This is a genomic window from Sphingobacterium olei (assembly GCF_005048855.1).
GTDB classification, from domain to species: Bacteria; Bacteroidota; Bacteroidia; order Sphingobacteriales; family Sphingobacteriaceae; genus Sphingobacterium; species Sphingobacterium olei.
In genome coordinates, this window is the sequence record NZ_SUME01000002.1 from 348,584 (window position 1) to 373,370 (window position 24,787).

Genomic DNA, 24,787 nt, shown 5'->3' on the forward strand with positions numbered 1-24,787 from the left:
GTTGTTATATACGAAACAACTATTTAAATTAAGTAAAAAACAAAATACAAGATATGTCAAAAATTATAGGAATCGACTTAGGTACTACCAATTCATGTGTTGCTGTGATGGAAGGTAACGAACCGGTAGTTATTGCCAACAACGAAGGTAAACGCACTACACCTTCTATTGTTGCTTTTGTAGATGGTGGCGAGCGAAAAGTTGGCGATCCAGCTAAGCGTCAAGCTATTACAAATCCACATAAGACTATATATTCCATCAAACGTTTCATGGGAACTTCTTTTAACGAAGCACAAAAAGAAATTTCTCATATTCCTTATAATGTTGTTAAAGGTGACAACAATACGCCCCGCGTAGAAATCGACGACCGAAAATATACACCGCAAGAAATATCTGCAATGATACTTCAGAAAATGAAAAAAACAGCGGAAGACTATTTAGGTCAAGAGGTAAGTCGTGCGGTAATCACTGTACCAGCATACTTCAATGATGCACAACGTCAAGCGACTAAAGAAGCGGGCGAAATTGCAGGTCTTAAAGTAGAACGTATCATTAATGAGCCTACAGCGGCAGCTTTAGCTTATGGTCTTGATAAGTCAAACAAAGACATGAAAATCGTTGTGTTTGACTGTGGTGGTGGTACACACGATGTATCTGTACTAGAGCTAGGCGACGGTGTATTCGAAGTAAAATCAACTGATGGTGATACGCACTTAGGTGGAGATGACTTTGATAATGTAATTATCAACTGGTTGGCTGAAGAATTTTCAAACGAAAACAACGGTTTCGATCTGAAAAAAGATGCAATGGCATTACAACGTTTGAAAGAAGCTGCTGAGAAAGCAAAAATTGAGTTATCAAGCACTTCTTCTACAGAAATAAATCTGCCATATATTACAGCTGATGCTACTGGCCCTAAACATTTGGTTCGTACATTATCACGTGCTAAATTTGAAAACCTAGCAGCAGATTTGATTAAACGTACGATCGATCCTTGTCGTACAGCATTGAAAAATGCAGGTTACAGCACGTCAGATATTGATGAAATCATTCTAGTAGGTGGATCTACCCGTATTCCTGCAATCGTAGATGCAGTTAAGGCTTTCTTCGGAAAAGAGCCTTCAAAAGGTGTTAACCCTGATGAGGTAGTTGCGTTAGGTGCTGCTATCCAAGGCGGTGTATTGACAGGTGAAGTAAAAGATGTTTTGTTATTAGATGTCACTCCGCTTTCATTGGGTATCGAGACGATGGGTGGTGTAATGACAAAATTGATCGAAGCGAATACCACTATTCCAACTAAAAAATCGGAAACATTCTCTACGGCATCTGACAATCAACCATCGGTAGAAATTCACGTATTACAAGGTGAACGACCTATGGCTTCTCAAAACCGTACACTGGGACGTTTTCAGTTGACAGATATCCCTCCTGCTCCTCGTGGCATCCCACAAATTGAAGTTATTTTTGATATCGACGCAAACGGTATTATCAAAGTATCTGCTAAAGATAAGGCAACTGGCAAAGAGCAGAACATCCGTATTGAAGCCTCTTCTGGCTTATCCGAAGAAGATATCCAAAAAATGAAACAAGAGGCGGAAGCAAATGCAGAGGCTGATAAAAAGGTAAAAGAAGAAGCGGATAAAATCAACGGTGCCGATGCCTTAATCTTTTCTACAGAGAAACAATTGAAAGAATACGGTGACAAAATTTCTGCGGACAAAAAAGCACCTATCGATGCAGGTTTAGAAAAGTTAAAAGCAGCCTATGCAGCTAGAAACTTTGCCGACATTGATACGGCTTCGGCTGAATTGCAAAATGCATGGAACGCTGCTTCAGAAGAAATGTACGCAGCGTCTCAAGGTGGCTCACAGCCACAAGGGGATGCAGGTCAAGCTAACACGGGTAGCGCTGACGCTAACCAAGGTGGAGCTGATGATGTACAGGATGTAGATTTCGAAGAAGTGAAATAATTCACTTTTTTACATAACAAAGAAAGCCCGAAGATTTGATCTTCGGGCTTTCTTTGTTACCAGGACTTTTAAAATAACTTCGTTGGATAGGTTCCGTTTTCTATTAATGCTGAAATCGATTCCTGTACAATGGGCTTATCTTCTTTGTAGGTAACACCAAACCACTTGGCAGAGGTCGGTATCACTTTGAAGTCAGCTAATCCCTGCCTAACCATATAATCTGGTACGGAAGGGATAAAGAACTCTGATTTCGGATTATCGCCATTTTCTTCCACAAACTTAGGAAACATATCCAGTGCTATTTCAAATACCTTTGGTGTGAATCCCCAAAAATTCATAGACACCCGTGATTCCGCATCAAGATCATATTGTACCCCGTTCTCTTCGTAAACAATCTTTCTATTCCCTGCTTCATCAGACACGTAAAAAATATTTGTTCTTTCTATTACCGAAGCCATATTGCCTTCATCACTTACTTCGCATACGCCGCGCGATACATATCCGTAATCTGAAAGGGTATTACCCACTTTAAAACCTATTAATGACATATGGGTATCAGACACTTCGGAAGTAAGGAACTGACCCATTTTTTGAAAGGCATCGGTACCATAGAAGTCGTCGGCATTGATCACACAAAATGGTTCATGAATAATATCTTTTGCACTCATCACAGCGTGAGCTGTACCCCAGGGCTTTTCGCGTACGATATCTTTGTCTACACCGAATTTACGCAGATCAAAATCTTGGAATGCATAGTCCACCTCTATTTTTCCCTTTAATTTTTCGTCAAATTTGTCGCGCATGGTGGCTTCGAATTCCTTACGGATAATAAAGACTACTTTGCCAAACCCTGCATTTATAGCGTCATAAATAGAATAATCAATAATAGTCTCACCATGAGGACCAAAACTATCCACTTGTTTTAACGAACCATATCTGCTTGCCATACCCGCAGCGAGTACTAGTAATGTAGGTTTACTCATATTAAAATTTCCTTGTTAATTCTTTTCAATAATCTTACAAACATAAAGATTTTGAGACTATTTCCTTTTAAATATTGAATTTAATATACCGTTAGCAATTTTCCCCAACAACTTAGCTCCCTCTCGGGCAAGCGTACGACTTGCTTGTGTCTGAGCCGCCTCCAGAGGTGTCTGTCTCCGTGATGTAGAGCTTGTTTTGGATCTTTTTGTTTTAGCGGCCTCTTGCAGGGCTTTTTCTTGCGCAAGTTGTGCTTCTGTTGCAGATTGACGTTCCATGATAATTTCGGAAGCCGTACGCCTTTCTATTCGTTCCTGATATTTCGAATAGTACTCGGAGTTTCTAATGATGTTATCGTACGTCTCAGGATTAGCCGGCCCCATCACACCCCGAGCTGGAACGAGATGTGTGGCGACAACTTCCGTCGGAATTCCTTTATCATTTAACACCGTAACAAGTGCCTGGCCTGTACCTAACGAGGTAAGAATTTTATCTATTTCATAGAATTCGGATGTAGGATACGTTCTCACCGTCTTACGGAGGTTTTCAGCATCGTTAGGTGTAAAGGCACGTAGTGCATGTTGGATTCGATTTCCCAACTGCCCTAAAACACTCTCCGGAACATCAGTAGCCGCTTGTGTACAAAAGAACACGCCTATTCCTTTGGATCTGATTAGCCTAATGATCTGTTCTACCTGCATTAAAAATGCTTTAGAAGCACCACTAAAAAGCAAATGCGCTTCATCAAAGAAAAACACCAATTTGGGTTTATCTAAGTCCCCAACCTCTGGCATCTTTTTGAAAAGCTGGGCCAATAGGCTTAAGAGAAAAGTAGAAAATAACAGGGGTTGATCTTGGATATCGGCTATATTTAGAAGTGTAATCACACCTCTACCATCCACTTTGCCGAATAAATCCTGAATATCAAATTCTTTCTCACCAAAAATATGTGCGACGCCCTGCTGTTCAATGGCAACTATTTTTCGCAATATAGCGCCCGAGCTAGCCGTACTTATCTTTCCATAATCTGCTTTGATCTCCTCTGCGCCGGCGCCTTCAGATAAATATGATAATAGTTTTTTGAGATCGTCAAGATCGACCAACGGTAATTTGGTATCACCCGCGTATTTGAATATAGCACTAAGTACACCCGACTGCGTTTCATTAAGATCAAGAATCCTGGCGAGAAGTATTGGTCCAAAATCTTCAACGGTAATGCGCATAGAAGACCCTAATTTGCCACTGAGCGAAAAAATCTCTATGGGAAACGATGCAGGAACAAAAGGAATGCCAACGAGATTGCCCCGCTCCAATAAGGCATCATTCGTATTGCCAGGTTCAGCCAGTCCCGATAAATCGCCCTTGACGTCTAGCATAAATACCGGCACTCCTGTATCCGAAAGCTGTTCCGCCATCAGCTGTAGCGTACGTGTTTTTCCCGTACCTGTAGCTCCAGCAATAAGCCCATGACGGTTCATCATCTTTAATGCCAAATTCACTTTCGCATCCGTAATAACTTCTCCATCTAGTATACCCGATCCCAATTGTATAAACGATCCCTTGGGGTTATAAGAGGTATTAATTTTGTCGATAAACAGCTGATTCATAATATAATTAGTAAAATTTACGTTCTTAAAAATTTAACACAAATACCTATTGAACGGAAAACTTCAATATATAATTTCGCAAAAAACCAAAGTTTCAGCTATCGAATTTATAAATATTTGAAGAGATTATTGCAATATTTAACAAAGCAAGGTTTTCTATATTAACAAATCGTTAATTTATACAGATTTTATAAGAAGTTTTGTAATATTTATACCATATGATTAAAAAAAACCTTGTTTTTTTAAGGAATAATTCTATTTTTGTGAAAGTCAATATAATCAAGATAGATGTATAGTAAGGCATATAGGATATTATCAGCAAAGATTTGTTTCTTTATCTTCTTCACGAAGATGCTGATTTCTGCTACGCCGATTTTTATTGACAACGTTGACCAAGGAACGATCCTTCAGGTAGTCATGCAATTGGAAATTGAGAGTGCAAAAAACAACAGCAACTCCAATAGTGAAGATCTCCATGAACACGGCGTGAAAGTATTCAAACCAGATGCAATCGATTTCTTGGCTTTCAATCCTACTATTGAAAGTAACAGTAAGAGTCTAACTTATCTCCGTAACGAGCGAAGTATTATCTCTTATCATCCTTCGGTCCCAACACCGCCTCCTAACTGCTAAATTCTTGCTTCGTATTTGATGATCTGTTTGCGCTAATAACTTAGCGAAACTAATCTGTTGTGATTTATTCAATAAATTTTAAAAATAATTTTATAAAAATTATGTTAGGAACTCGTATGTCTGCTTTTCTAAAATTATCGAAAAGAGACTTAAAATATGACTTACCAGCGAGTATTGTTGTATTCCTGGTAGCTTTACCCCTATGTTTGGGTATTGCAATGGCATCCGGTGCGCCATTATTTGCCGGAGTATTAACAGGGGTTATTGGGGGGATTGTGGTAGCGTCTATCTCGGGTTCCCCACTTAGTGTAAGCGGACCAGCCGCCGGATTAACTGTTATCGTATTAGGTGCCATCCAAGATCTAGGTGCATATGAAACTTTCTTATTGGCTGTATTGATTGCTGGAGCTGTTCAACTGGTATTGGGCATTTTGAAAGCTGGAATGATAGGGAACTATTTTCCCTCAGCCGTAATATTGGGAATGCTTGCTGCAATTGGTATCACCATCATACTAAAACAATTGCCTTTGGCAGTAGGATTATCTGAATCTCACGCTTTTGAATTGGATAATGGAGGCGGCATCTCTGCTTTCACGGATACTATCTTTTCAGCAGTAAATTGGGGAGCCGCTATAATCTGTTTTTTATCGCTAGCAATTCTCATATACTGGCCAAAGATAAAAACGGTAAATAAGGTTCCAGCTCCTTTGGTTGTCGTTCTTGTCGGAGTCGGACTAAGCATAGCATTCGCAGGCAGTTCTTGGGGGTTAAATCCAAATCATTTTGTATCCATTCCTGTGGTTTCCTCATTTACCGAATTTACTGGATTATTTATTTTTCCTGATTTCACGCAGATCTTAAATAAAGATGTTTGGATAGTGGCTGTCACCATCGCAATCATAGCCAGTTTGGAAACACTCCTGAGTATAGAAGCAGTAGACAAACTTGACCCCTTCAAACGCAATTCTCCTACTAATAGAGAATTAGTAGCACAAGGTATAGGCAACATGACAAGTGGTCTATTGGGTGGTTTGCCGATGACCTCCGTAATCGTTCGCTCATCGGCAAATGCAAATGCCGGAGGTAGAACTCGTCAGTCGGCCATCTTTCATGGTATTTGGTTGCTAGCAGCCTTGGTTGCTATTCCTTCTCTTATCAACTTAATCCCACTATCCTGTTTAGCTGCCATTTTATTGCACACAGGGTATAAACTAGCTAACCCTGCGCTTTTCAAAAAAATATACCATAAGGGCCTAGATCAGTTTATTCCTTTCGCGGTCACCGTAGTTGCAATTGTTGCAACGGATTTATTAATGGGAGTTGGAATAGGAATTGTTGTAGCAACATTCTATATTTTACGTGCCAATATGCAAAATGCATACAAGTTTAATATTGAAGAAACTGATTTCAAAAACGAGGCTACGTTGACATTAGCAGAGGAAGTTTCGTTCCTTAATAAAGTGCCGATTCAACAAAAACTATACAATCTTCCAAAATCGGTAAACCGCGTGGTGATCGACGGACATAATAGTAAATTTATAGATAAAGATGTTATTGAAGTGATCAAAGATTTTGAACAAAATGCCTTGAGCAAAGGACTCGAAATCGAACTAAATGATGTAAACTATAAAAAAAAAACATACCGGAAGAAACAAAAACTTCAGAAAGTAATTTAAAAAACTAAACTAAATGCTGTATATTGAATAGCATTTACCGATGCTATTCTAAATTTAAGAATATGGGAAATAACGAATTAGAATTAGGATTTAAAAAAATTTTAGACGGAAACAAAGACTGGGTTAATTTTGTAAGTGGAGACACAACCGGTCGTTTTCAACAACTAGCAAAAGGCCAAAGCCCAGAGATATTATGGATTGGGTGCGCAGACAGCCGCGTACCAGCGAATGAGGTGACCGGTAAAAAACCCGGAGAAGTGTTTGTACATCGCAACATCGCAAACTTGTGCGTTCACTCGGACATGAGCATGCTATCCGTTCTCGATTATGCAGTTAATGTATTGAAAGTAAAACATGTGATCGTCGCTGGTCATTACGGATGTGGTGGCGTTGCGGCTTCCTTAAGCCGTAAGCAGTTTGGTATTATCGATAACTGGCTGTGCCATATCAAAGATGTATATAGACTTCATGCAGCAGAAGTTGATGCAATTGAAGACCCAGAAGAGAAAACAAACAGGTTGGTCGAATTAAATGTAAAAGAGCAAGTATTTAATCTATGTACAACATCTATTGTGCAGAATGCGTGGAAAGATCGTGAAGATCTGGCTGTACATGGAATGGTCGTTAACATCGGAACGGGTGAATTAATTGATTTGGATTCTACATTTACAAGTAATGAAGATCTAGGAGATGTCTTCGCTTATAAATAGGATCCGACAAAAAACTCCGACAAAAAACTTGTCGGAGTTTTTTTTTGCTTAGATTCTATCTTAAAATAGTTCCTTGAACGGTAACGCCCTTGACATACGGATCGGCGTATTTGCCAACGATTACGGCAAACTCTTCCCGGCTTACTATCCTATTCTCATCAAATTCACCGGAAAACTTTAATTTGTTAGACCAATCCTTTTGGACTTGTGCATCCATTTCTGTCCCTCTGAAGCTCACAAACCTGACCAAGCTTAAAAGATCCTTCCAAGTTAGATACACACCGTCATTATCCATGAACCACAACTGGCTCCTGGAATGTAATTGATTGAATATGGGTTTAATTTCTTCAAATCTTACGCTATCTTTGGAATCAAAAACGTAGCTACCTTCTTTTTTCCTTCCAGTCAAGAGACCGGCGAGATACATTTTTTCAATTGCACGGTAATGAACATGAGACGTCGGGATGTCATGAAGAGGCAACAGCCTCGCTCCATATGTAATCAATTCGGTTTGTAACTTCCGTACGTCAATCTTCTCTGTTGTAGTTTTGAAAAACGCGCAATATGCCGCCGTCGCTCCCATAGCTTGACCAAGTTGCGCACGCAGAGGAATGCTTTCTGCATTTCGGGCAACCTGAATCAGATATTGTGTCGAAAACAGGTTCTGATTTGATTGGCTCAGTATATTATTCAAAACATAGGAATACACAACACTGTCTACTTCACCTACGGCAACCGTAGTACGTGATAGATCCAGCGAATGAGCATCTGCACGGGATATTCTTCCGGGTTTATAATAACCTTCCATACCATTCACCAATGATCGTAATTTCCCTTCTTCCGTGGCGTCAATGATAGCACGTATGGTATATTTCTGCTTGTTTGATAAGGTTACTTCCCAATCTTTTTTCCTTCGCAACACGGATTGCACCGACAAAGCCTTCATTACGGTGAGATTGGGCTGCGTAGAAATGATCTTTTCCAACGCATTCATTGCTAGTCGTGGGTTGATATCACGCTTTACCATCTGTCCTATAGAATCGTTGACGTATTTACTCATTGCTATTTTCATCAACATATCCATCCAAATACCTCCATCTAAATTAGCATTAGATAAAATGTTAGTGTCTCCTATAGTAAGTGATGGCACCATTTGCTCCTGCTCCAATACCCAAAGTGTGGGAACGCTGGATTGTGCACTTTGTACAGCAGCCGTAAAGGCTTCTATATCCGAACCATACACCAGTAAGGTTGGTTTAGCTTTTTTTTGTGCCATTAATAGTGCGGGACTGATAAGGAATATAAAAATATAAAGACGAAATTTCATTTGTGTGATATTTATTCCGAAAATACATAAAATTAATTTATAACATAAATGGAAACTTTCCTTGTGAAAAAAAGGAAAGTTATCTAAGTTTGCTACATGATAGAAGAAGAAAAATCATTAAATTTTATCGAAGAAATTATTGAAGAAGATCTTCGTAAAGGAACGCACGACGGAAGAGTCCTGACGCGTTTCCCTCCCGAACCTAATGGTTATCTTCATATTGGACATGCCAAATCAATTTGCTTGAATTTTGGCTTAGGGCAAAAATATAATGGATTGACGAACTTACGCTTCGACGACACTAATCCTGTTACAGAGGATGCCGAGTATGTCGAAAGTATTAAACGTGACATCCAATGGCTTGGATTCCAATGGGCACAAGAACTATACACGTCTGATTATTTCGACACATTGTACCAATATGCTGTAGACTTAATCAAAAAAGGATTAGCCTACGTAGACGACAGCACGGCGGAGGAAATCGCAGCTTCAAAAGGCACCCCTACGGAACCGGGCATGCCAACCCCATACCGTAGTCGTTCCGTTGAAGACAACTTAAGGCTCTTTCAACAAATGCGCGAGGGTAAATATAAGGACGGAGAAAAGGTATTACGTGCGAAAATAGATCTGGCCAACCCCAATATGCACCTTCGCGATCCATTATTGTACCGTATCAGACACGTGTATCATCACCGTACTGGGGATAAATGGTGTATTTATCCGATGTATGACTTTGCACACGGACAATCGGATTCGATAGAAAAAATTACGCATTCTATATGTACGCTGGAGTTCATCCCACATCGTCCATTATACGATTGGTGTATTGAGAAGTTAGAAATTTTCCCGTCTAAACAATATGAGTTTGCCCGTCTCAACATGACATACACGGTTATGAGCAAGCGTAAATTGCTACAATTGGTAAACGAAAAATTTGTTGAAAGCTGGGATGATCCTCGCATGCCTACAATTTCAGGATTACGCCGAAGAGGGTATACAGCAGCAAGTATTCGCAACTTCTGTGATAAAATCGGTGTTCAGAAGCGTGAAAATATGATCGACGTCAGTCTGCTGGAATTCTGTATCCGTGAAGATTTAAACAAAACGGCATGGCGTCGCATGGCTGTATTGGATCCCATCAAATTGGTGATCACAAATTATCCAGAAGGTCAGGTAGAAGAATTGACTGGTGAAAACAATCCAGAAGCAGAAGGAGGAGAAGGATCTCGTCGTATCCCTTTCACGAACCAATTATGGATTGAGCGTGATGATTTCATGGAAGAACCGCCAAAGAAATTCTTTCGTCTGGGAGTCGGTTTATCCGTGAGGTTAAAACATGCCTATATCGTAGAATGCCATGATTTTGTGAAAGATGCCGATGGAAAGGTTATCGAAGTACACTGTAACTACATCCCGACCTCCAAATCGGGTGAGGATACCTCAGGACTAAAAGTAAAAGGAACGATCCACTGGATATCGGCACCTCATGCTAAAGAGGCTGAGGTACGCCTTTATGATCGCTTATTCCATGATGAAAATCCGGCTGCTGCAGATGATTTCAAATCTTCTATTAATCCAGACAGCTTACAAATCATTAACAAAGCTTATATTGAACCTGATCTAGCTAGAGCACAGGCAGGTAAAGGTTATCAATTTATCCGTTTAGGATACTTTACACTAGATACCAAATCTTCTCCAGATCATTTAGTTTTTAACCGCACGGTAACGCTAAAAGATTCCTGGGCAAAAGAAATCAAAAAAAGATAATATAAATAAGGAGGCCAATACCTCCTTATTTACCTTCTATTGAAGGTGGTAAATTTTCTTATATTTATCATTCAGTGCCACAGTAGCGGCCAATAGTTCTTCATCATCCGCATCCGATAATATCTTTTGATAATTATCTAAAGATGCAAACGCCAATCTCAAGCCCCTTCCATCCAAAGCAGCATTTTTATCCTGCATTACAGCATAATTATAATTCATTTCTTCATCAACGAATCTTAAATTTTTACCCGTAAGCAACCTAGCTTTTTCCAGTTCCTTTGTTTTATAGAGCGTATCCACGATAACACTGTTGAGGTATGCCTGTTTCATACTTGACACCTTTTTAGGCATATTGTCGTATGCGATCAAAGCGACCTCTTTTGCCTTGTCAAATTTATTTTCGGTCATTAAAGATGTCAAGGAATTCAAAAAAACATTACTCAAAATAAAATTCTCATACATAAAATTGGAATCGGGATCAAAATGTTCTAAAGTATGTATATTCCCCCATCTATATTTTTGCGTTATATTGCGATGCAAGGTGTCACTGTTTATTAATGTAATTTCATCCGATATCTGGTTCAACTCCACGGGCATTAATCGATATACAAACCCTTCAGAAACTAAGTATTTATCCAATCCCATGAGGCTTTCTTCAGGAAGCATCATACCGAAATAAATAGGCCTCTCCCAATTGTTATTGGCCAATATTTCCATCATACAAAGTTCCGCCCGGCTTACATAATCTTTATTGTAGATCCATTCCATATGGTCTGGGATCGCCTTCTCCCAATCCTTTGGCACAACCTTATTTCGAATCACAGAATCCTTATCTATCGGTAACTGTATTTTTTTAGTAGGGAGTATATTGACGTATTCGCCATTCTGCATCTGGATTTGGTTATTTCGGTTATCCGATAACATAATATCCACCAAAGTCCTTACATCCGTATGTGTCTCTATGTTCATATCTACCACAGGAAGACCATCCCTAACTCCTTTTGCGATCTTTGATACCTCAAAATTTAAAGGCAAACGCTTTGCCTCATTTATATCTTGCATAGATTGTTTCACATACCAATCCGATTGCAAATAACTTAAATTGACAATACGCACATCGGTACGAATTCCCTCGACCTCCTGCAAATACCATAACGGAAAGGTGTCGTTGTCGGCATAGGTAAACAAAATAGCATTGGGTTCACAGGATGTTAAATAGTTGAAAGCAACTTCCCTCGTCATCGCTCTATCTGCTCGGTTGTGATCATCCCAGTTCTCGGTTATCAAAAGCCCAGGACCGACAGCCAAGCAGATCGCAAGAGATAAAAGGGAAGCAGGAATCAACATGATCTTCCGCTTCATGATATCGATCATGCCAAATACCCCTAAGCCTATCCAAATGGCAAAAACATAAAATGAACCTGCATAGGCATAGTCTCGCTCGCGGGGCTGCATTGGCGTCTGATTAAGATAAATGACGATAGCAATCCCTGTAAAAAAGAATAGAAGCGCCACAATCAATGCATCCTGTTTACGACGTTTGATATGCCAAAGCAAACCCATTATACCTAACAGTAGCGGTAGGAAAAAATAATTGTTTCTTGAAGGATCGGATTGCATGGAAGGAGATAATGCTTCTTGTCCACCGAGACGAGCGTTATCTAAGAAATTAATTCCTGAAAGCCAATTTCCTTCTGTATACGTACCATGCCCTTGTTTATCATTTTGCCTTCCAGCGAAATTCCACATAAAATAACGCATATACATATCATTCAACTGATATGAAAAAAAGAAATTCAAATTATCCGCAAAAGTTGGTGATTGCGTTGGGTTTAGATTTAAATAATGCTGATAATAGGCGGTATGTTTTTCGCTATACATCCGCGGAAAAAGCGTCTCTTTGTCATAGGTATATTTGCGATTGGTTTCAATTTTGGTGTACCCGTTTTCATCTTTGCGATAGGTATATTGCGTCTGCGCCTCCTTTACTTTTGCATCAAAACTTGAACCTTTCAACAGGGGTTCACTGGCATATTGTTCCCGGCTTAAATAGCCTAAGAAAGAGAACACATTATCCGGGCCATTATTATTCAGCGAAATGTTAGTTTGGGCACGTATCAAAAGCATAGAATATGAGCTGAACCCCACAAGAACAAAGCAAATTCCTAAAACAACAACATTCAAAATTGGTTTGGTTCTGCGAATTGAATAAACAACCCCAAAAATCAAGGCTCCAAGAATAAACGCCATAAAAATCACGATACCAGATCCGAAAGGGAGCCCCAACGTATTGACAAAGAATAGATCAACATATGCTGCAGATTTTACCATATACTGCACCAAACCCCACAGTATAAAAGCCAATATCAGTATACCCAATCCCAAAGATTTCAAAATACCCTTCCAGGTTATTTGCTCGGTCTTTCTAAAATAAATTACCAACGCCAATGCAGGGATAGTAAGTAAGTTTAATAAATGCACACCGATAGATAGTCCCATTACATAGGCAATCATAAGCAGCCATTTGTTTGCATCGGGTTCATGGGCTCTTCTTTCCCATTTTAAAACCAACCAGAATACGACAGCAGTACATAAAGACGACATGGCATACACTTCAGATTCTACCGCTGAATACCAAAATGTATCCGTAAAACTATAGGCTAAAGCACCAACCATCCCGGCTCCCATAATTTGCAGTATATGCCAATTGGTACCATTACCTTTCTTGTCGATTATTTTACGTGCTAAAGCGGTAATTGTCCAAAAGAGGAATACGATGGTTAGTCCACTACAAATTGCAGAACCTATATTCATCCAAAAAGCGATACGGGTAGTATCACCGAAAGCAAAATTAGAAAACAAATTCTGAAGCATTAGAAACAGTGGAGCTCCGGGCTGGTGCACAATTTCTAATTTATACGCCGAAGCTATAAATTCGCCCGTATCCCACCAACTGGTAAAGGTATCAGCAGTGGCAATGTATACCATCGTAGCAACAGCCCCACATAGCCAGCCTACAAGATTGTTAATTTTAGCGTAGTTCATATCCTAGGAATTAGTTGTTTACGATTAAAGTTAAACACTAGATCCTGTATATCACATGGATTAACACTATTTAACAACAAAAAAGAGGCGATTGCCTCTTTTTTGTTGTTAAAATAACTTCTCTACGATTTTTTTTGTTGGCCCAGGATTACTCATGGTATAGAAGTGTAATACCGGTGCCCCAAATTTAATCAGCTCCTTACACTGCTCCACAAGCCACTCCCCACCTACTTGCCTTACATCGGCATTAGTCTTACATTCGGATACTGCATCACTGAGTTCCTCTGGAATATCCAAATGAAAAATCTTTGGCAGCGTAATCAGCTGCTTTTTCGTCGTCAATGGTTTCAGCCCCGGTATAATAGGGACGTGAATACCGTTATCGCGGCATTTGGTTACGAATTCTTTATACTTTTCTACATTATAGAACATCTGGGTTACAATAAATTCCGCACCCATATCTACTTTCTTCTTCAACCATTTGAAATCTGTATTGAAATTGGGCGCTTCAAAATGCTTTTCAGGATAGCCGGCCACACCGATACAAAAGTTCGTTTTTTCAGAAAGCTCAATATCTTCGTGAAGATATTGGCCACGGTTCATATCCGCCACCTGTTGCAATAGGTCGGTAGCATACGCGTGCCCACCTGGTGTAGGAATAAAATCCGAATCCCCTTTACGTGCATCGCCGCGGAGCACCAATACATTGTCTATTCCTAAGAAATTAAGATCAATAAGTGCGTTCTCCGTTTCTTCTTTCGTAAATCCGCCACATATCAGATGCGGAACAGCGTCAACCTTATATTTACTCATGATCGCTGCACAGATAGCTACAGTACCCGGACGCTTGCGGTACGCAACTCGCTCGAGCAACCCATTATCATGTTGTTTATATAGGTAATCCTCGCGGTGATAGGTAACATCGATAAAAGGGGGTTTGAACTCCATAAGTTCATCCATTGTCTTGAAGATACTTTGAATACCCTGCCCCTTTGCGGGAGGCAACAATTCAAAAGAAAACAATGTTTTTCCTTTCGCGTTTTTTATATGATCAACGATTTTCATCTAAATAAATTATCTTAAAGGTGATGAAGCGTGCATGAGCTATATTTAATTACCGTCTTTTTGTACGGTAACTCGTGCAGATTTCATTTGATTTTTATTGTTTTAGGCTCAGAGAAAACGCACAGGTATCGTGTTTCTTCAGCTTATCTTTCCCGACCGAAGACGAGTAGAATGCAGCACCTTGACCAAGTGTCAGGTTGCTAAGGCTTCAGTGGGTCTATTCCCTCTGCCTTTCTCTATAAGCGTCGCTAATATCGGCAATAAGAAGTAAAAAGTCAAAATTATTTTACTCCCTATATAAATCTACCAGTCCTTCCGGCAACTCTACTTCGATGGTTCCCTCTTCTCCGTCTATTCCAAGGATCAGATCATCGGAAAGCGGAAACATCAATTCTTTGCCATCCATATTGACCGTAGCGATAAACTGCTGCGGCATTTCCTGTACAGCGGTAATCTCGCCCAATTCACCGTGATGTTCATCTATGACTAAATAGCCTATCAGATCGGTGTACCGAAAATCATCTGGATCACGCACAGGCATCTTATCATTTGGCAGATAGATTTTTTTACGCAATAGCGGTTGGGCCTTGTCGATATGATCGATATCTTCAAACGTAGCGTAAGCTGTACTATTTTTTTGTAATTTCAATTCATCCACGAAGTACGGGATAAGTTTCTTGTTCTCCTCGACAAAGAGCACATCAAATTCCAAATCCATATAGTCTTCAAACTCAAAAAAGACCTGAACTTCACCCTTTAGACCTCTGGTCTTAGAGATATAACCGATATAAAAACTTTGATCTAGTGTCATGTTGTCATATAAAAAAAGCCGGTTCCTAAGATCCGGCTTTCCTGAATACTTTGTGAAAGATTAACCTTCGGTTTCTTCTGTGTTCTCTGCGCTTTCAGTCACTTCTGAAGCCACTTCTTCTTCAGCAGGAGCTTCTTCCGCTACGGGAGCATTTTTCGCTGCGATAGCAGCTGCTTTTTCTTCTTTTTTCTTAGCTTCAACAGCTAGAGCAGCTTTTTTAACCTCCTCTTTAGTTTGCGCTAAGCCTGATTTTTTACCTGCGATTTTAGCTTCGTTAGCTTCTGTCCAAGCAGTGAATTTTGCTTCAGCAGCAGCTTCGTCGAAAGCACCTTTTTTCACACCGCCCTGTAAGTGTTTTTTGTAAAGAACGCCTTTATCCGAAAGGATAGTACGAGCTGTGTCAGTAGGTTGTGCTCCTTTATTCAACCAATCCAACGCTTTTTCAAAATCCAAAACGATAGTCGCTGGATTTGTGTTTGGATTGTAAGATCCTAAACGCTCAATGAATTTACCATCACGTGGAGCACGTGAATCTGCTACTACTACGTGATAAAAAGGACGTCCTTTTTTACCATGTCTTTGCAATCTGATTTTAGTTGCCATGTTTAATTTAATTTATGTATTCAACATATCCCCCGTACAATATATAAGAGGGGACGCAAAGATAGTAATTATTTTTTAGATTGATAACTCGATATAAAGATAATTGATTTGGGCAAATAAAAAGACCCAAATATTCTGTAACTTCAACATTCCAAATTGACAGTTTCTAATGGCTAAAATAGCTCCTCTAAAAATATTAAAGGCTTCTGCAGGCTCGGGTAAAACGTTCAGTCTTACGGTACATTACCTGACCTTGTTGCTTTCCAAAGAAAACAGCTATCGTGAAATATTAGCCGTCACTTTTACGAATAAGGCTACTGCTGAAATGAAAGAGCGCATCTTGGATGTGCTTCAAGCGTTGGCTATCGGATATGACAGCAAAAAAATCAACGATTACCGCAAACTATTGTTAGCGAAATTCCCAACATGGGATCAGGAAACTTTACAGGAAAAAACATATCAGGTCTACAGAAAAATATTACACGACTACAGTCATTTCACCATTAGTACTATTGATGGCTTCTCCCAAAAGGTAATCCGCAGTTTCACCTATGAACTCAATCTAGATGCGGGTTACAAAATCGAAATGAATACAAACAAGGTAAAACAAGACCTGACCGTCATGCTCAACCAATTATTGGATGAGCGACCAGACTTGTTGGAGTGGATTATCGCCTATGCCGAAAAGAAAATCACCAACAATGAGAATTGGAATTACCGCCAACAACTCATGAAACTTGCCAGTTTGATTTTCTCGGAGAATTTTCAGGAATTCGATGGTTATTTGAATATTGCTGATGCCAAAGAAGTTTTTAATTTACTAAACAAAGAAGTAGATGCAACAACGAAGACCTTCCTCGAAGCACTCAGTCAAGCAATAACAACTTTTAATACGTTATTTAAAAATTTCGGTCTCGGAGCGGATGACCTGAAAGGAAAATCCCGAAATAAACTCTTCTCTGCAAGTAAGACGGATTCCAATATTTCGAAATTATCCCCTACAGACTTGCAAAAAATATTTGATAAATTCTTGGGACTGATAGATAATGAAGATGCCTTCACCGACCAAAACAAGGATGTGAGGTATGATATCATCCAACAGCTTACGCCTGTACTAAATAGTATCGCAGATCTGTATCGCTATTTCCCCAATTACCTCGCTTATCAAGCCGTACAAAATAACCTGTACTATTTAAGACTGCTCAAAGAAATGAGTGACCTATTGGGACGATGGAGAAAGGAAAACGGTGCACAATTAATTTCCGACTCACAAATATTATTGAGTAAGCTGGGACTAGACGAGCATAACGATCCGACTTTCATCTGGGAAAAAATAGGAAATCGATACAATTATTTCCTATTTGACGAATTTCAGGACACTTCACGTATTCAATGGAAAAATTATAGCCCGCTCTTAATCAATGCACTCGGAAATGCAACTGGAGAATTAAGCGAACACCTCATTGTAGGCGATGTAAAACAAAGCATTTACCGGTGGAGAAATGGTGATTGGCGGATCCTACTCCATCAAGCCGAACAGCAGGTAGCGGATACGTTCCACCTCATGCCCGATAAAAGAACCAGCTTTATTGAAAATGGGGCTTTAGAAACGAATTTTAGAAGTCTGCCCAATATCATCCGGCTAAACAACTACCTTTTCAAAACGATTCCATATAAACTACAAGCTATACTGAACGAAAAGGTACTCGATAAACTGACTGCAGAAGGCAAAGAATGGTGGCGGGAGTCAGGCAATGACAATATGCTTATCAATGCCTATGAAAACAGTCAACAGCTCATTCCTGAAAGTAAACTAACCGACACCTTAAAACCGGGCTCTATAGACATTCTTTATTTTCCAGTCACTTCTGGTGCTTGGAGAAGAAACCAAGTGGAAGAAACTTCCATTGAAACATTGTGTAAGCAAGTAGGTGAATGGATCGGAAGTAAGCGATATAAAGCCAATCAAATCGGCATATTGGTACGTAGTAATGCACAGGCTAGGGTAGTGATTCAGCATTTGATGGATTTCAAGAACACACATGCGATAGATTTTGAAGTCATCTCTGGAGATGCACTTGCACTGATCTCCAATGATGCTATATTATTGTTGATTGAAACGCTCAAAGCCTTGGTATACAACTCGGACAAGCATATTATACATCGTGCAAAAATAGCCTACTTGTATCACGTCATGCAACACAACATGAGTTTTGACGATGCTATCTGGCTCGATTTTAAATCCAATGAGATCAGGGATCTGAACACGGTTTTACCCGATCAACTGATAAACAACTGGGAAAACTGGCAAAAGCTACCCCTGGTTCACTTAGTCGAAAAACTCATTGAAATCTATCATTTAACAGAAAGTGGAAACATCCACCTACCTTATATCTTAGCATTTAAAGATATTGTTACCTCTTTTTCCACCAATGGTGAGCGTGGTATTATCCAATTTTTAGACTTTTGGGAAGAAGATGGTAACCGTGCCGTTCTTCCTTCTAATGGAAAAGTAAATGCGATTGAGGTTACCACAATACATAAATCTAAAGGACTAGCTTACGATGTGGTCATGCTCCCTTTTTGTTCATGGGATCTGGATGGAATGACAAATGGTGACTTCTGGATACAGACCCACGAAACGCCTTTTGCGCAATTAGGGAAGTTACCCATTAAATACAATGGACAAGTAGGGGGGTCCATCTTCTACAAACAGTACTTTGAAGAAATGCTCTTCAACTATATGGATGCATTGAACACGTTATATGTAGCAACTACGCGAGCTATTGAGCATCTCTATATCTCCGCTCCCTTATTCAAAGAGACGGTAGACAAGAAAACAGGAGAAATTATGGGGTTCGAAATCAAAAATGAATATATCAGCGATTTAGTATATCAAGTGTTAGATCATATCGAAGCACCTTTCCGAGTGGAAAATGGAGAAATCCATGTTCAACACCCTATCCCCCAGGAAGAGGAGGGAGCTATTTCTTCTGATTTCATTGCGTTAGATCGTTATCCTGTTTCAAAGGAGCTGGAAAAAGCCTTGGAAAAATCATCGAAGCGCACCATTAACAATATCCTAATGCTTGAAAAAGCTTCTCAATATGGTATCTTGGCGCATGAGATTATGTCCGAAGTATCAACCGAAAATGATGTAGATGCACTGGTCGATAAGTATATTGAAGAAGGAGTCTTATCCAAGGAAGAGCGTCCATATCTTTTGAACGAGATACAACAGATATGGCATCACCCCGAAATCAACAAATGGTTAGTGGGCAATTATAAAATATGGAATGAAGCGAGTATCATCACGGCAGATGGAGAGACGATACGTCCAGACAAGGTATTTACGAGTATCGAAGAAACGATTGTACTCGATTTTAAATTTACACAAGGCGATTATATCGGACATAAATCCCAAGTCGACAAATACACCAAAACATTACATGACCTTGGTTATAAAAATGTAAAAGGATATTTGTATTATGCCAAGTCCAATCAATTAGTTGAAGTAATCTAATCATGAACAAACCATTTTTACGACACGTAGCCGAAGATATCAAGAATCGTTTTGGAAATGATTTACCGGAGATTGCCATCGTCTTCAATAATAAAAGACCAATCACCTATCTCAAAAAGCATCTTGCGGATGTCTACGGACAAGCCATTTGGTCTCCACAGTTCTTTACCATACAAGAATTTTTCAGCCTTTCGACTTCGGCGACTGAAGCATCTTCATTGAGTCAATTCTTTTATTTGTACCAGCTGCACAACGAGCTGTTGCAACATGAAGGGCATGAATTGGAAACATTGGAAGAGTTTTATCCCATAGCGGAAATCATTCTCAGTGATTTTAGCCAACTGGATTATGATTTGGTTAATATCGATCATATTTATATGGAGCTGTATGATACGACCAAAATCGATCTGGAGTTCCAGCATTTCACGGTCGAGCAGCAGCATTTTATCCGTCAGTTTTGGCAGTCCTTTTCCATTGCTGGACATACCGGCATTCAACAACGCTTTTTAAAATTATGGAAAAGGTTACCTATCCTATATAAAGCCTTCAAAGAAAAACTACGACACGAAAAGCAATCCAATTATCCGACCATCTATCGCGATCTTGCAGAAGGAAGAGCCGAAAATCAACACGTTATCCAAGATTTTAAACAGGTTTTATTTGTGGGCTTTAATGCACTAAATAATGCGGAAGCCTTTTTGTTCAAGCAGTGGCAGGAAGAAGGAAAAGCTTTATTTTATTTTGATGCAGATGTTTATTATCTGGAAGACAAACAGCAGGAAGCAGGGCTATTTATCCGCAGGAATATCTATCAGACCGGTCTAATTAATGCGTTAGGAGAGAGTCCTAATATTCTTGGCAGGAGAACTGCCGACGTACACTTATATGCTTCCACCGGGAAAGTAAGCCAAACCAAACTCTTACACGAGATTTTGGAACAAACGGAAAGCTCCGATAAAACCTCGGCTATACTGTTGGCCGACGAAAGCCTACTGGTTCCTCTATTGCAAAGTTTGCCCGATGCCACACCCAATATTACCACAGGCTACCCATTGGTACAATCTCCCCTATTCGGCATATTGGATCTTTGGATGGATGTACACCAAGACATTTCCTACCTCAAAAAAGACAAAATCTCTTTTCAGGCTGTCGAAACCTTTATCAATCATCCCCTTACCAAGGTGTCTAAGAAGGAAAAGCTACAGCTGCAACAATACATTGCCGATAAACAGCTTTATGAAGTGGGAGTAGATGATTTGATCATCAAGTCATCTGTACTCCCTAATTTCTTTAAACCGATTATAAAAAGTGATGAAGTAATACCCACCTTGATTGATTTGGTAGATCGTCTACTTAGCTCCATTGCAGAACAGGATCGCATACGTCAAATTGAAAGTAACCTTTTGGTGGAAACAAAAAAAACCTTATATCAACTCAAATTGGGATTTGATAAAATTGAACCACTCAGCATTTCCTTTCAAATCGGATTAATTAAGAAAGCAATAGCACCAGTTAACTCGGCAATAGAAGGTAATCCGCTTAAAGGATTACAAATTATGGGATTATTGGAAAGCCGCTGTCTGAATTTTGACAATGTCTATATTCTTGGCGCAAATGAAGGAATATTACCCAAAACTTCTAATTCGCCTACTTTTCTTCCTAATGCTCTGAGGAGAGCTTATGGTTTACCTATTTTAGAAAACCAGGATGCGTTATCAGCCTACTTGTTTTACCGCCATTTTCAATACAGTGATCATATACATGTATTTTACAACAGTATAGTCGACGAAAATAGTACAGGAGAAGAAAGCCGGTTTATTAAACAATTGGAGTTTGAAAGCAAATTTAATTTTATAAAGAAAACACAACAGCAATCTATTTTCTTCCCGTCACCTCCAACAGAGCTATTAGTAGAAAAAAGGGGAAAGGTATGGGATAAAATGTATCATACCTTTATTGAAAGAGGTCGCAGAATATCTGCAACAGCATTAACAACTTATCTGCAGTCTCCGCTACAGTTTTTCTTAAAACATGTCGCCGAAATTAAAGAGCCCCCCTCCATTACCCAAGAATTTGAAATGAATAAACTTGGAACGGTTATTCACGAGGTGATGGAAAAGATATTCTTGCCTTTTAAGGGTATAAACGAATTCACGCCTACTCAGAGGTTGAAAGAAAATTTAGCGGATGTGGATGCGTTAATTGTGCGCGAAATCGGAAATCAATATTTGTCAGAGTTCAAAAATTTGGACGATTTAAATAGTTTGCAACGAATCATGCACAAAATAGCGAGCGAATACGTTAAAATGTATCTGCAACATGATATGGAAAACTATAAAGCTTTTAGAATTATTGAATTAGAAAACGACGAAGATTATATCTTAGATTTTCCGATACATATATCTGGAAAAACAGAAACGGTAAATCTGTACGGCATCATCGACCGTGTGGATGAGGTAATAACACACGATAATCTAATCAAAACCCGAATTGTTGACTACAAAACCGGAGGAGACCGTATTATTTTCAAAGAAATAGACAAAGTATTCGCTGCTAATACGGAAAATAAAGCCCTTGTACAGACCCTGTTTTATTCCTACGTTTTCGAACAAGTAACAGGTCGAAGGAATTTGGAGCCGCATCTATACGTTGCGCGGAAAATGCGGGAAGATGGAACACTATTTAGTGGCAAATTCGGAGTAATGGAAGGTGAGTATTTAATAGAACAAAAGAAAAATTTTGTGGATTTTCTAAAAGCAACTCTAGAAGAGATATTCAATGCTGAAATTCCCTTTCGACATAATCCCGACGCACATATTTACGAAAATGATCCTTATACCCTATTCTATCGTAACACACCCATGCAACAAACAGACGAAAACCTTTTATGACAGTTCTAATACCAGCATTAAATGCATTTCTAGAAAAACGAAAAAGGGTAGCGAATGCCACCCTTTTCTTCCCTCAATTTAAATAGGTTTACCCTATTATTCTTTTGTGCGCTTGGAAATAGCACGACTGGCTCTCTTTTTTGCCATCTCAATCTTATAATCAAGCCATTTATTTTTAAATATCTTACGCATAGTGTCATCGAAATAGCGTGTGACAAACAGATTACGTGCACCTTTCAATTTCTCGCTCACAGAATTAGCCAACGCTCTCACAGATATGGAATATCCCTCTGTTTCATACTGAATATAATGCCACCATCCAGCCGGCATATAGAGCGTATCTCCCGGATAAATAACAGCCTCATAACCCTCCAAATATTGCAAGCCCGGATAATCTTGTTCGCTGCTCTTCTTTGGATTTGCAATACTGTGAAAATTGTATGGCAATTTATACATCAGATCCGATTGATCATTTGGAAATAGCCAGACTCGTTTTGCCCCTTGAAATTGAGAAATAAATACATGCGACATATCAATATCAAAATGATTACGTGTCGCAGATCCTTCCCCTCCAAAAAACATATATGGAAGCCATTGTATCACCTTACCTCCGGTTACGTCATTATATATAATATCCTTTTTGAGTTCAGGTCTGATTTTCATCAGATTGAACAAAAAAAGACGTAACTCGGTTGGTTCATTACTTATCGTATCCAGGTATTGTCCAAAGCTCATTCGGCCTATCGGCGGACTCGCAGCATGGTTCTGAGATTCTTCCTCTCGTCCATACACATCTATCTCTTCATTGCCCGCTATTTCCTTGAAATAGTCATAACTCCACTTCGTCCAACAAGGACTATCTTTGCTAATGAAATCCTTGATGATAACCGGTTGGCCTTTATTAAGATAATCTCTCACAAAGTCCTTTGGAGTCACTCCTGAGATACTATTAACTGGTTCTAATTTCAAAATATTCCCTTTAAGTACTTATACAAACATAAAAAAAATATTTCTGCATTCTATTGTCTTTAAAGAATTCTCTTTGAGATTTCCCATGTACATCCTCATTAGACAATATGTAGAAATATTTTAAAACTTTAAGTGACTCATATCACTTACTCATCAGTATAATTAATAAGACCATAGATCTTGTTCGTAGTCCATCAGTGTCTTTTTGATACGTTCGGATTCAAATAACCTATCGATATCATCGCGAATATAATCTTTGATCCGCAAGTCATCCGTATTCGACTGCTTGACAATATAACTTGAGAATAATCTTTTAACAAATACGTCATCATAGCTCAATCCTGTTGCGTCATTATGCCTATTCATCACCTCCTTATTGACAAATACGTGGCGTGCTTCTGGAAAATAAATCCAAAATGCAGGCGTAGGATCAACTGTCATCGTTAATGAACCGTTATCGACAGGAAAAGGGACATCACTAGACGGAACTTCCGCTGTTTCCGCTGTCTCGTTTTGGGCCGGAACAGCAAAAGGATCAAACGGATCATACCCAGATTCTACATCCGCTCCTCCATCACTATTTACCGGCAAACCTATATTTGAGTCCATACCCGGGATATTTGGTGTGATTAAAGGAGCGATGCCGATAATTCTTGGTTCAAAAACAGATCGCTGTTTATCAAAAATCCAATCCTCTTTAATACGAAACTTTACCACATTCTCACCACTAAACGCCCTGCTTTCGTAGTGAGAACTAATCACTTCATTATTTTCATTATACTCTTCCACCAGCACACTATCTCCTCCCAAGCGAGCCATCACTTGATCTGGAGGTAGTACGTTCTTAAAACTATCTCCATTTGGGTCATTTTCAGTAGGTGTAGGATCGTAAGCTGTTAATTCGCCAGCTTGTATAGCCTTTACAATAACATCCATAAGCCTAGATTTTGGTGAAGCAAAAGCCTGATTCAACTTCTCTCTAAGATCAATTTCCCTCCACACCCGCTTACTAAAAGCTACATCCGTCTGTCTGATAGTAGCATAAGGAACGACCTTACGATTTTCGATATCGGTTTTCACAACGTATCCATCCACAGGTGGATCATCTGATACCTGAACCGGTTTTGTGCTATTCGACAAATTCTCCTGTTGAGCATATGTACTCAACGAAAATCCTAAGACAGCTACTGATAATAATATCTTCTTCAT

16 protein-coding genes and 1 riboswitch are annotated in these 24,787 nt (G+C 39.3%); of the genes, 7 read left to right on the forward strand and 9 right to left on the reverse strand.

The window, feature by feature from the left end:
* The first annotated feature begins 53 nt into the window (after positions 1–53).
* Complete coding sequence (gene dnaK / locus FAZ15_RS05815) at positions 54–1,970, forward strand: molecular chaperone DnaK (protein WP_136900372.1); 1,917 nt, start codon at positions 54–56, stop codon at positions 1,968–1,970.
* 68 nt (positions 1,971–2,038) lie between these two features.
* Here the strand turns inward: dnaK and FAZ15_RS05820 are convergent, their stop codons facing one another.
* Positions 2,039–2,953 (reverse strand): sugar phosphate nucleotidyltransferase, encoded by a 915-nt coding sequence (locus FAZ15_RS05820; protein WP_136900373.1) that lies wholly within the window; start codon positions 2,951–2,953, stop codon positions 2,039–2,041.
* Positions 2,954–3,010: 57 nt separating this feature from the next.
* Positions 3,011–4,558, reverse strand: a complete 1,548-nt coding sequence (locus FAZ15_RS05825) for a helicase HerA-like domain-containing protein (RefSeq protein WP_136900374.1) — start codon at positions 4,556–4,558, stop codon at positions 3,011–3,013.
* A gap of 288 nt (positions 4,559–4,846) precedes the next feature.
* Here FAZ15_RS05825 and FAZ15_RS05830 point away from each other — a divergent pair, with 288 nt between their 5' ends.
* The 3 genes from FAZ15_RS05830 to FAZ15_RS05840 all read left to right on the forward strand — a co-directional run bounded on the left by FAZ15_RS05830 (position 4,847) and on the right by FAZ15_RS05840 (position 7,577).
* Positions 4,847–5,191: a hypothetical protein gene (locus FAZ15_RS05830; protein ID WP_238387165.1), complete on the forward strand. Its 345-nt coding sequence runs from the start codon at positions 4,847–4,849 to the stop codon at positions 5,189–5,191.
* Between the two features lie 101 nt (positions 5,192–5,292).
* Complete coding sequence (locus FAZ15_RS05835; protein WP_136900375.1) at positions 5,293–6,867, forward strand: SulP family inorganic anion transporter; 1,575 nt, start codon at positions 5,293–5,295, stop codon at positions 6,865–6,867.
* Positions 6,868–6,929: 62 nt separating this feature from the next.
* Positions 6,930–7,577, forward strand: coding sequence for a carbonic anhydrase (locus FAZ15_RS05840; RefSeq protein ID WP_136900376.1), 648 nt, complete (start codon positions 6,930–6,932; stop codon positions 7,575–7,577).
* Between the two features lie 55 nt (positions 7,578–7,632).
* On the opposite strand, the gene FAZ15_RS05845 is transcribed toward FAZ15_RS05840, so the two are convergent.
* Complete coding sequence (locus FAZ15_RS05845) at positions 7,633–8,853, reverse strand: FAD-dependent oxidoreductase (RefSeq protein ID WP_162304887.1); 1,221 nt, start codon at positions 8,851–8,853, stop codon at positions 7,633–7,635.
* A gap of 147 nt (positions 8,854–9,000) precedes the next feature.
* Here FAZ15_RS05845 and FAZ15_RS05850 point away from each other — a divergent pair, with 147 nt between their 5' ends.
* Complete coding sequence (locus FAZ15_RS05850; RefSeq protein ID WP_136900378.1) at positions 9,001–10,671, forward strand: glutamine--tRNA ligase/YqeY domain fusion protein; 1,671 nt, start codon at positions 9,001–9,003, stop codon at positions 10,669–10,671.
* Between the two features lie 36 nt (positions 10,672–10,707).
* Here the strand turns inward: FAZ15_RS05850 and FAZ15_RS05855 are convergent, their stop codons facing one another.
* From FAZ15_RS05855 to FAZ15_RS05870, 4 genes are all read right to left on the reverse strand, one after another.
* A complete protein-coding gene (locus tag FAZ15_RS05855; RefSeq protein WP_136900379.1) occupies positions 10,708–13,716 on the reverse strand; it encodes a glycosyltransferase family 117 protein in 3,009 nt (1,002 codons plus the stop codon).
* 108 nt (positions 13,717–13,824) lie between these two features.
* On the reverse strand, positions 13,825–14,781 hold the full coding sequence (gene metF, locus FAZ15_RS05860) for a methylenetetrahydrofolate reductase [NAD(P)H] (RefSeq protein ID WP_136900380.1): 957 nt from the start codon (positions 14,779–14,781) through the stop codon (positions 13,825–13,827).
* Positions 14,782–14,921: 140 nt separating this feature from the next.
* Positions 14,922–15,026: riboswitch (SAM riboswitch) on the reverse strand.
* 41 nt (positions 15,027–15,067) lie between these two features.
* Positions 15,068–15,592: a ribosome maturation factor RimM gene (gene rimM / locus FAZ15_RS05865; protein WP_136900381.1), complete on the reverse strand. Its 525-nt coding sequence runs from the start codon at positions 15,590–15,592 to the stop codon at positions 15,068–15,070.
* A 60-nt stretch (positions 15,593–15,652) separates the two neighbouring features.
* The gene (locus tag FAZ15_RS05870; protein ID WP_136900382.1) at positions 15,653–16,195 is read right to left on the reverse strand and encodes a 30S ribosomal protein S16; all 543 of its coding nucleotides are present in this window, start codon (positions 16,193–16,195) and stop codon (positions 15,653–15,655) included.
* Between the two features lie 169 nt (positions 16,196–16,364).
* Here FAZ15_RS05870 and FAZ15_RS05875 point away from each other — a divergent pair, with 169 nt between their 5' ends.
* Both FAZ15_RS05875 and FAZ15_RS05880 read left to right on the forward strand, forming a co-directional pair.
* Complete coding sequence (locus FAZ15_RS05875) at positions 16,365–19,718, forward strand: UvrD-helicase domain-containing protein (RefSeq protein ID WP_136900383.1); 3,354 nt, start codon at positions 16,365–16,367, stop codon at positions 19,716–19,718.
* Positions 19,719–19,720: 2 nt separating this feature from the next.
* Complete coding sequence (locus FAZ15_RS05880; protein ID WP_136900384.1) at positions 19,721–22,609, forward strand: PD-(D/E)XK nuclease family protein; 2,889 nt, start codon at positions 19,721–19,723, stop codon at positions 22,607–22,609.
* A 96-nt stretch (positions 22,610–22,705) separates the two neighbouring features.
* On the opposite strand, the gene FAZ15_RS05885 is transcribed toward FAZ15_RS05880, so the two are convergent.
* Positions 22,706–23,578 (reverse strand): cupin-like domain-containing protein, encoded by an 873-nt coding sequence (locus FAZ15_RS05885; RefSeq protein WP_136900385.1) that lies wholly within the window; start codon positions 23,576–23,578, stop codon positions 22,706–22,708.
* Positions 23,579–23,740: 162 nt separating this feature from the next.
* On the reverse strand, positions 23,741–24,787 hold the full coding sequence (porN, locus tag FAZ15_RS05890; RefSeq protein WP_136900386.1) for a type IX secretion system ring subunit PorN/GldN: 1,047 nt from the start codon (positions 24,785–24,787) through the stop codon (positions 23,741–23,743).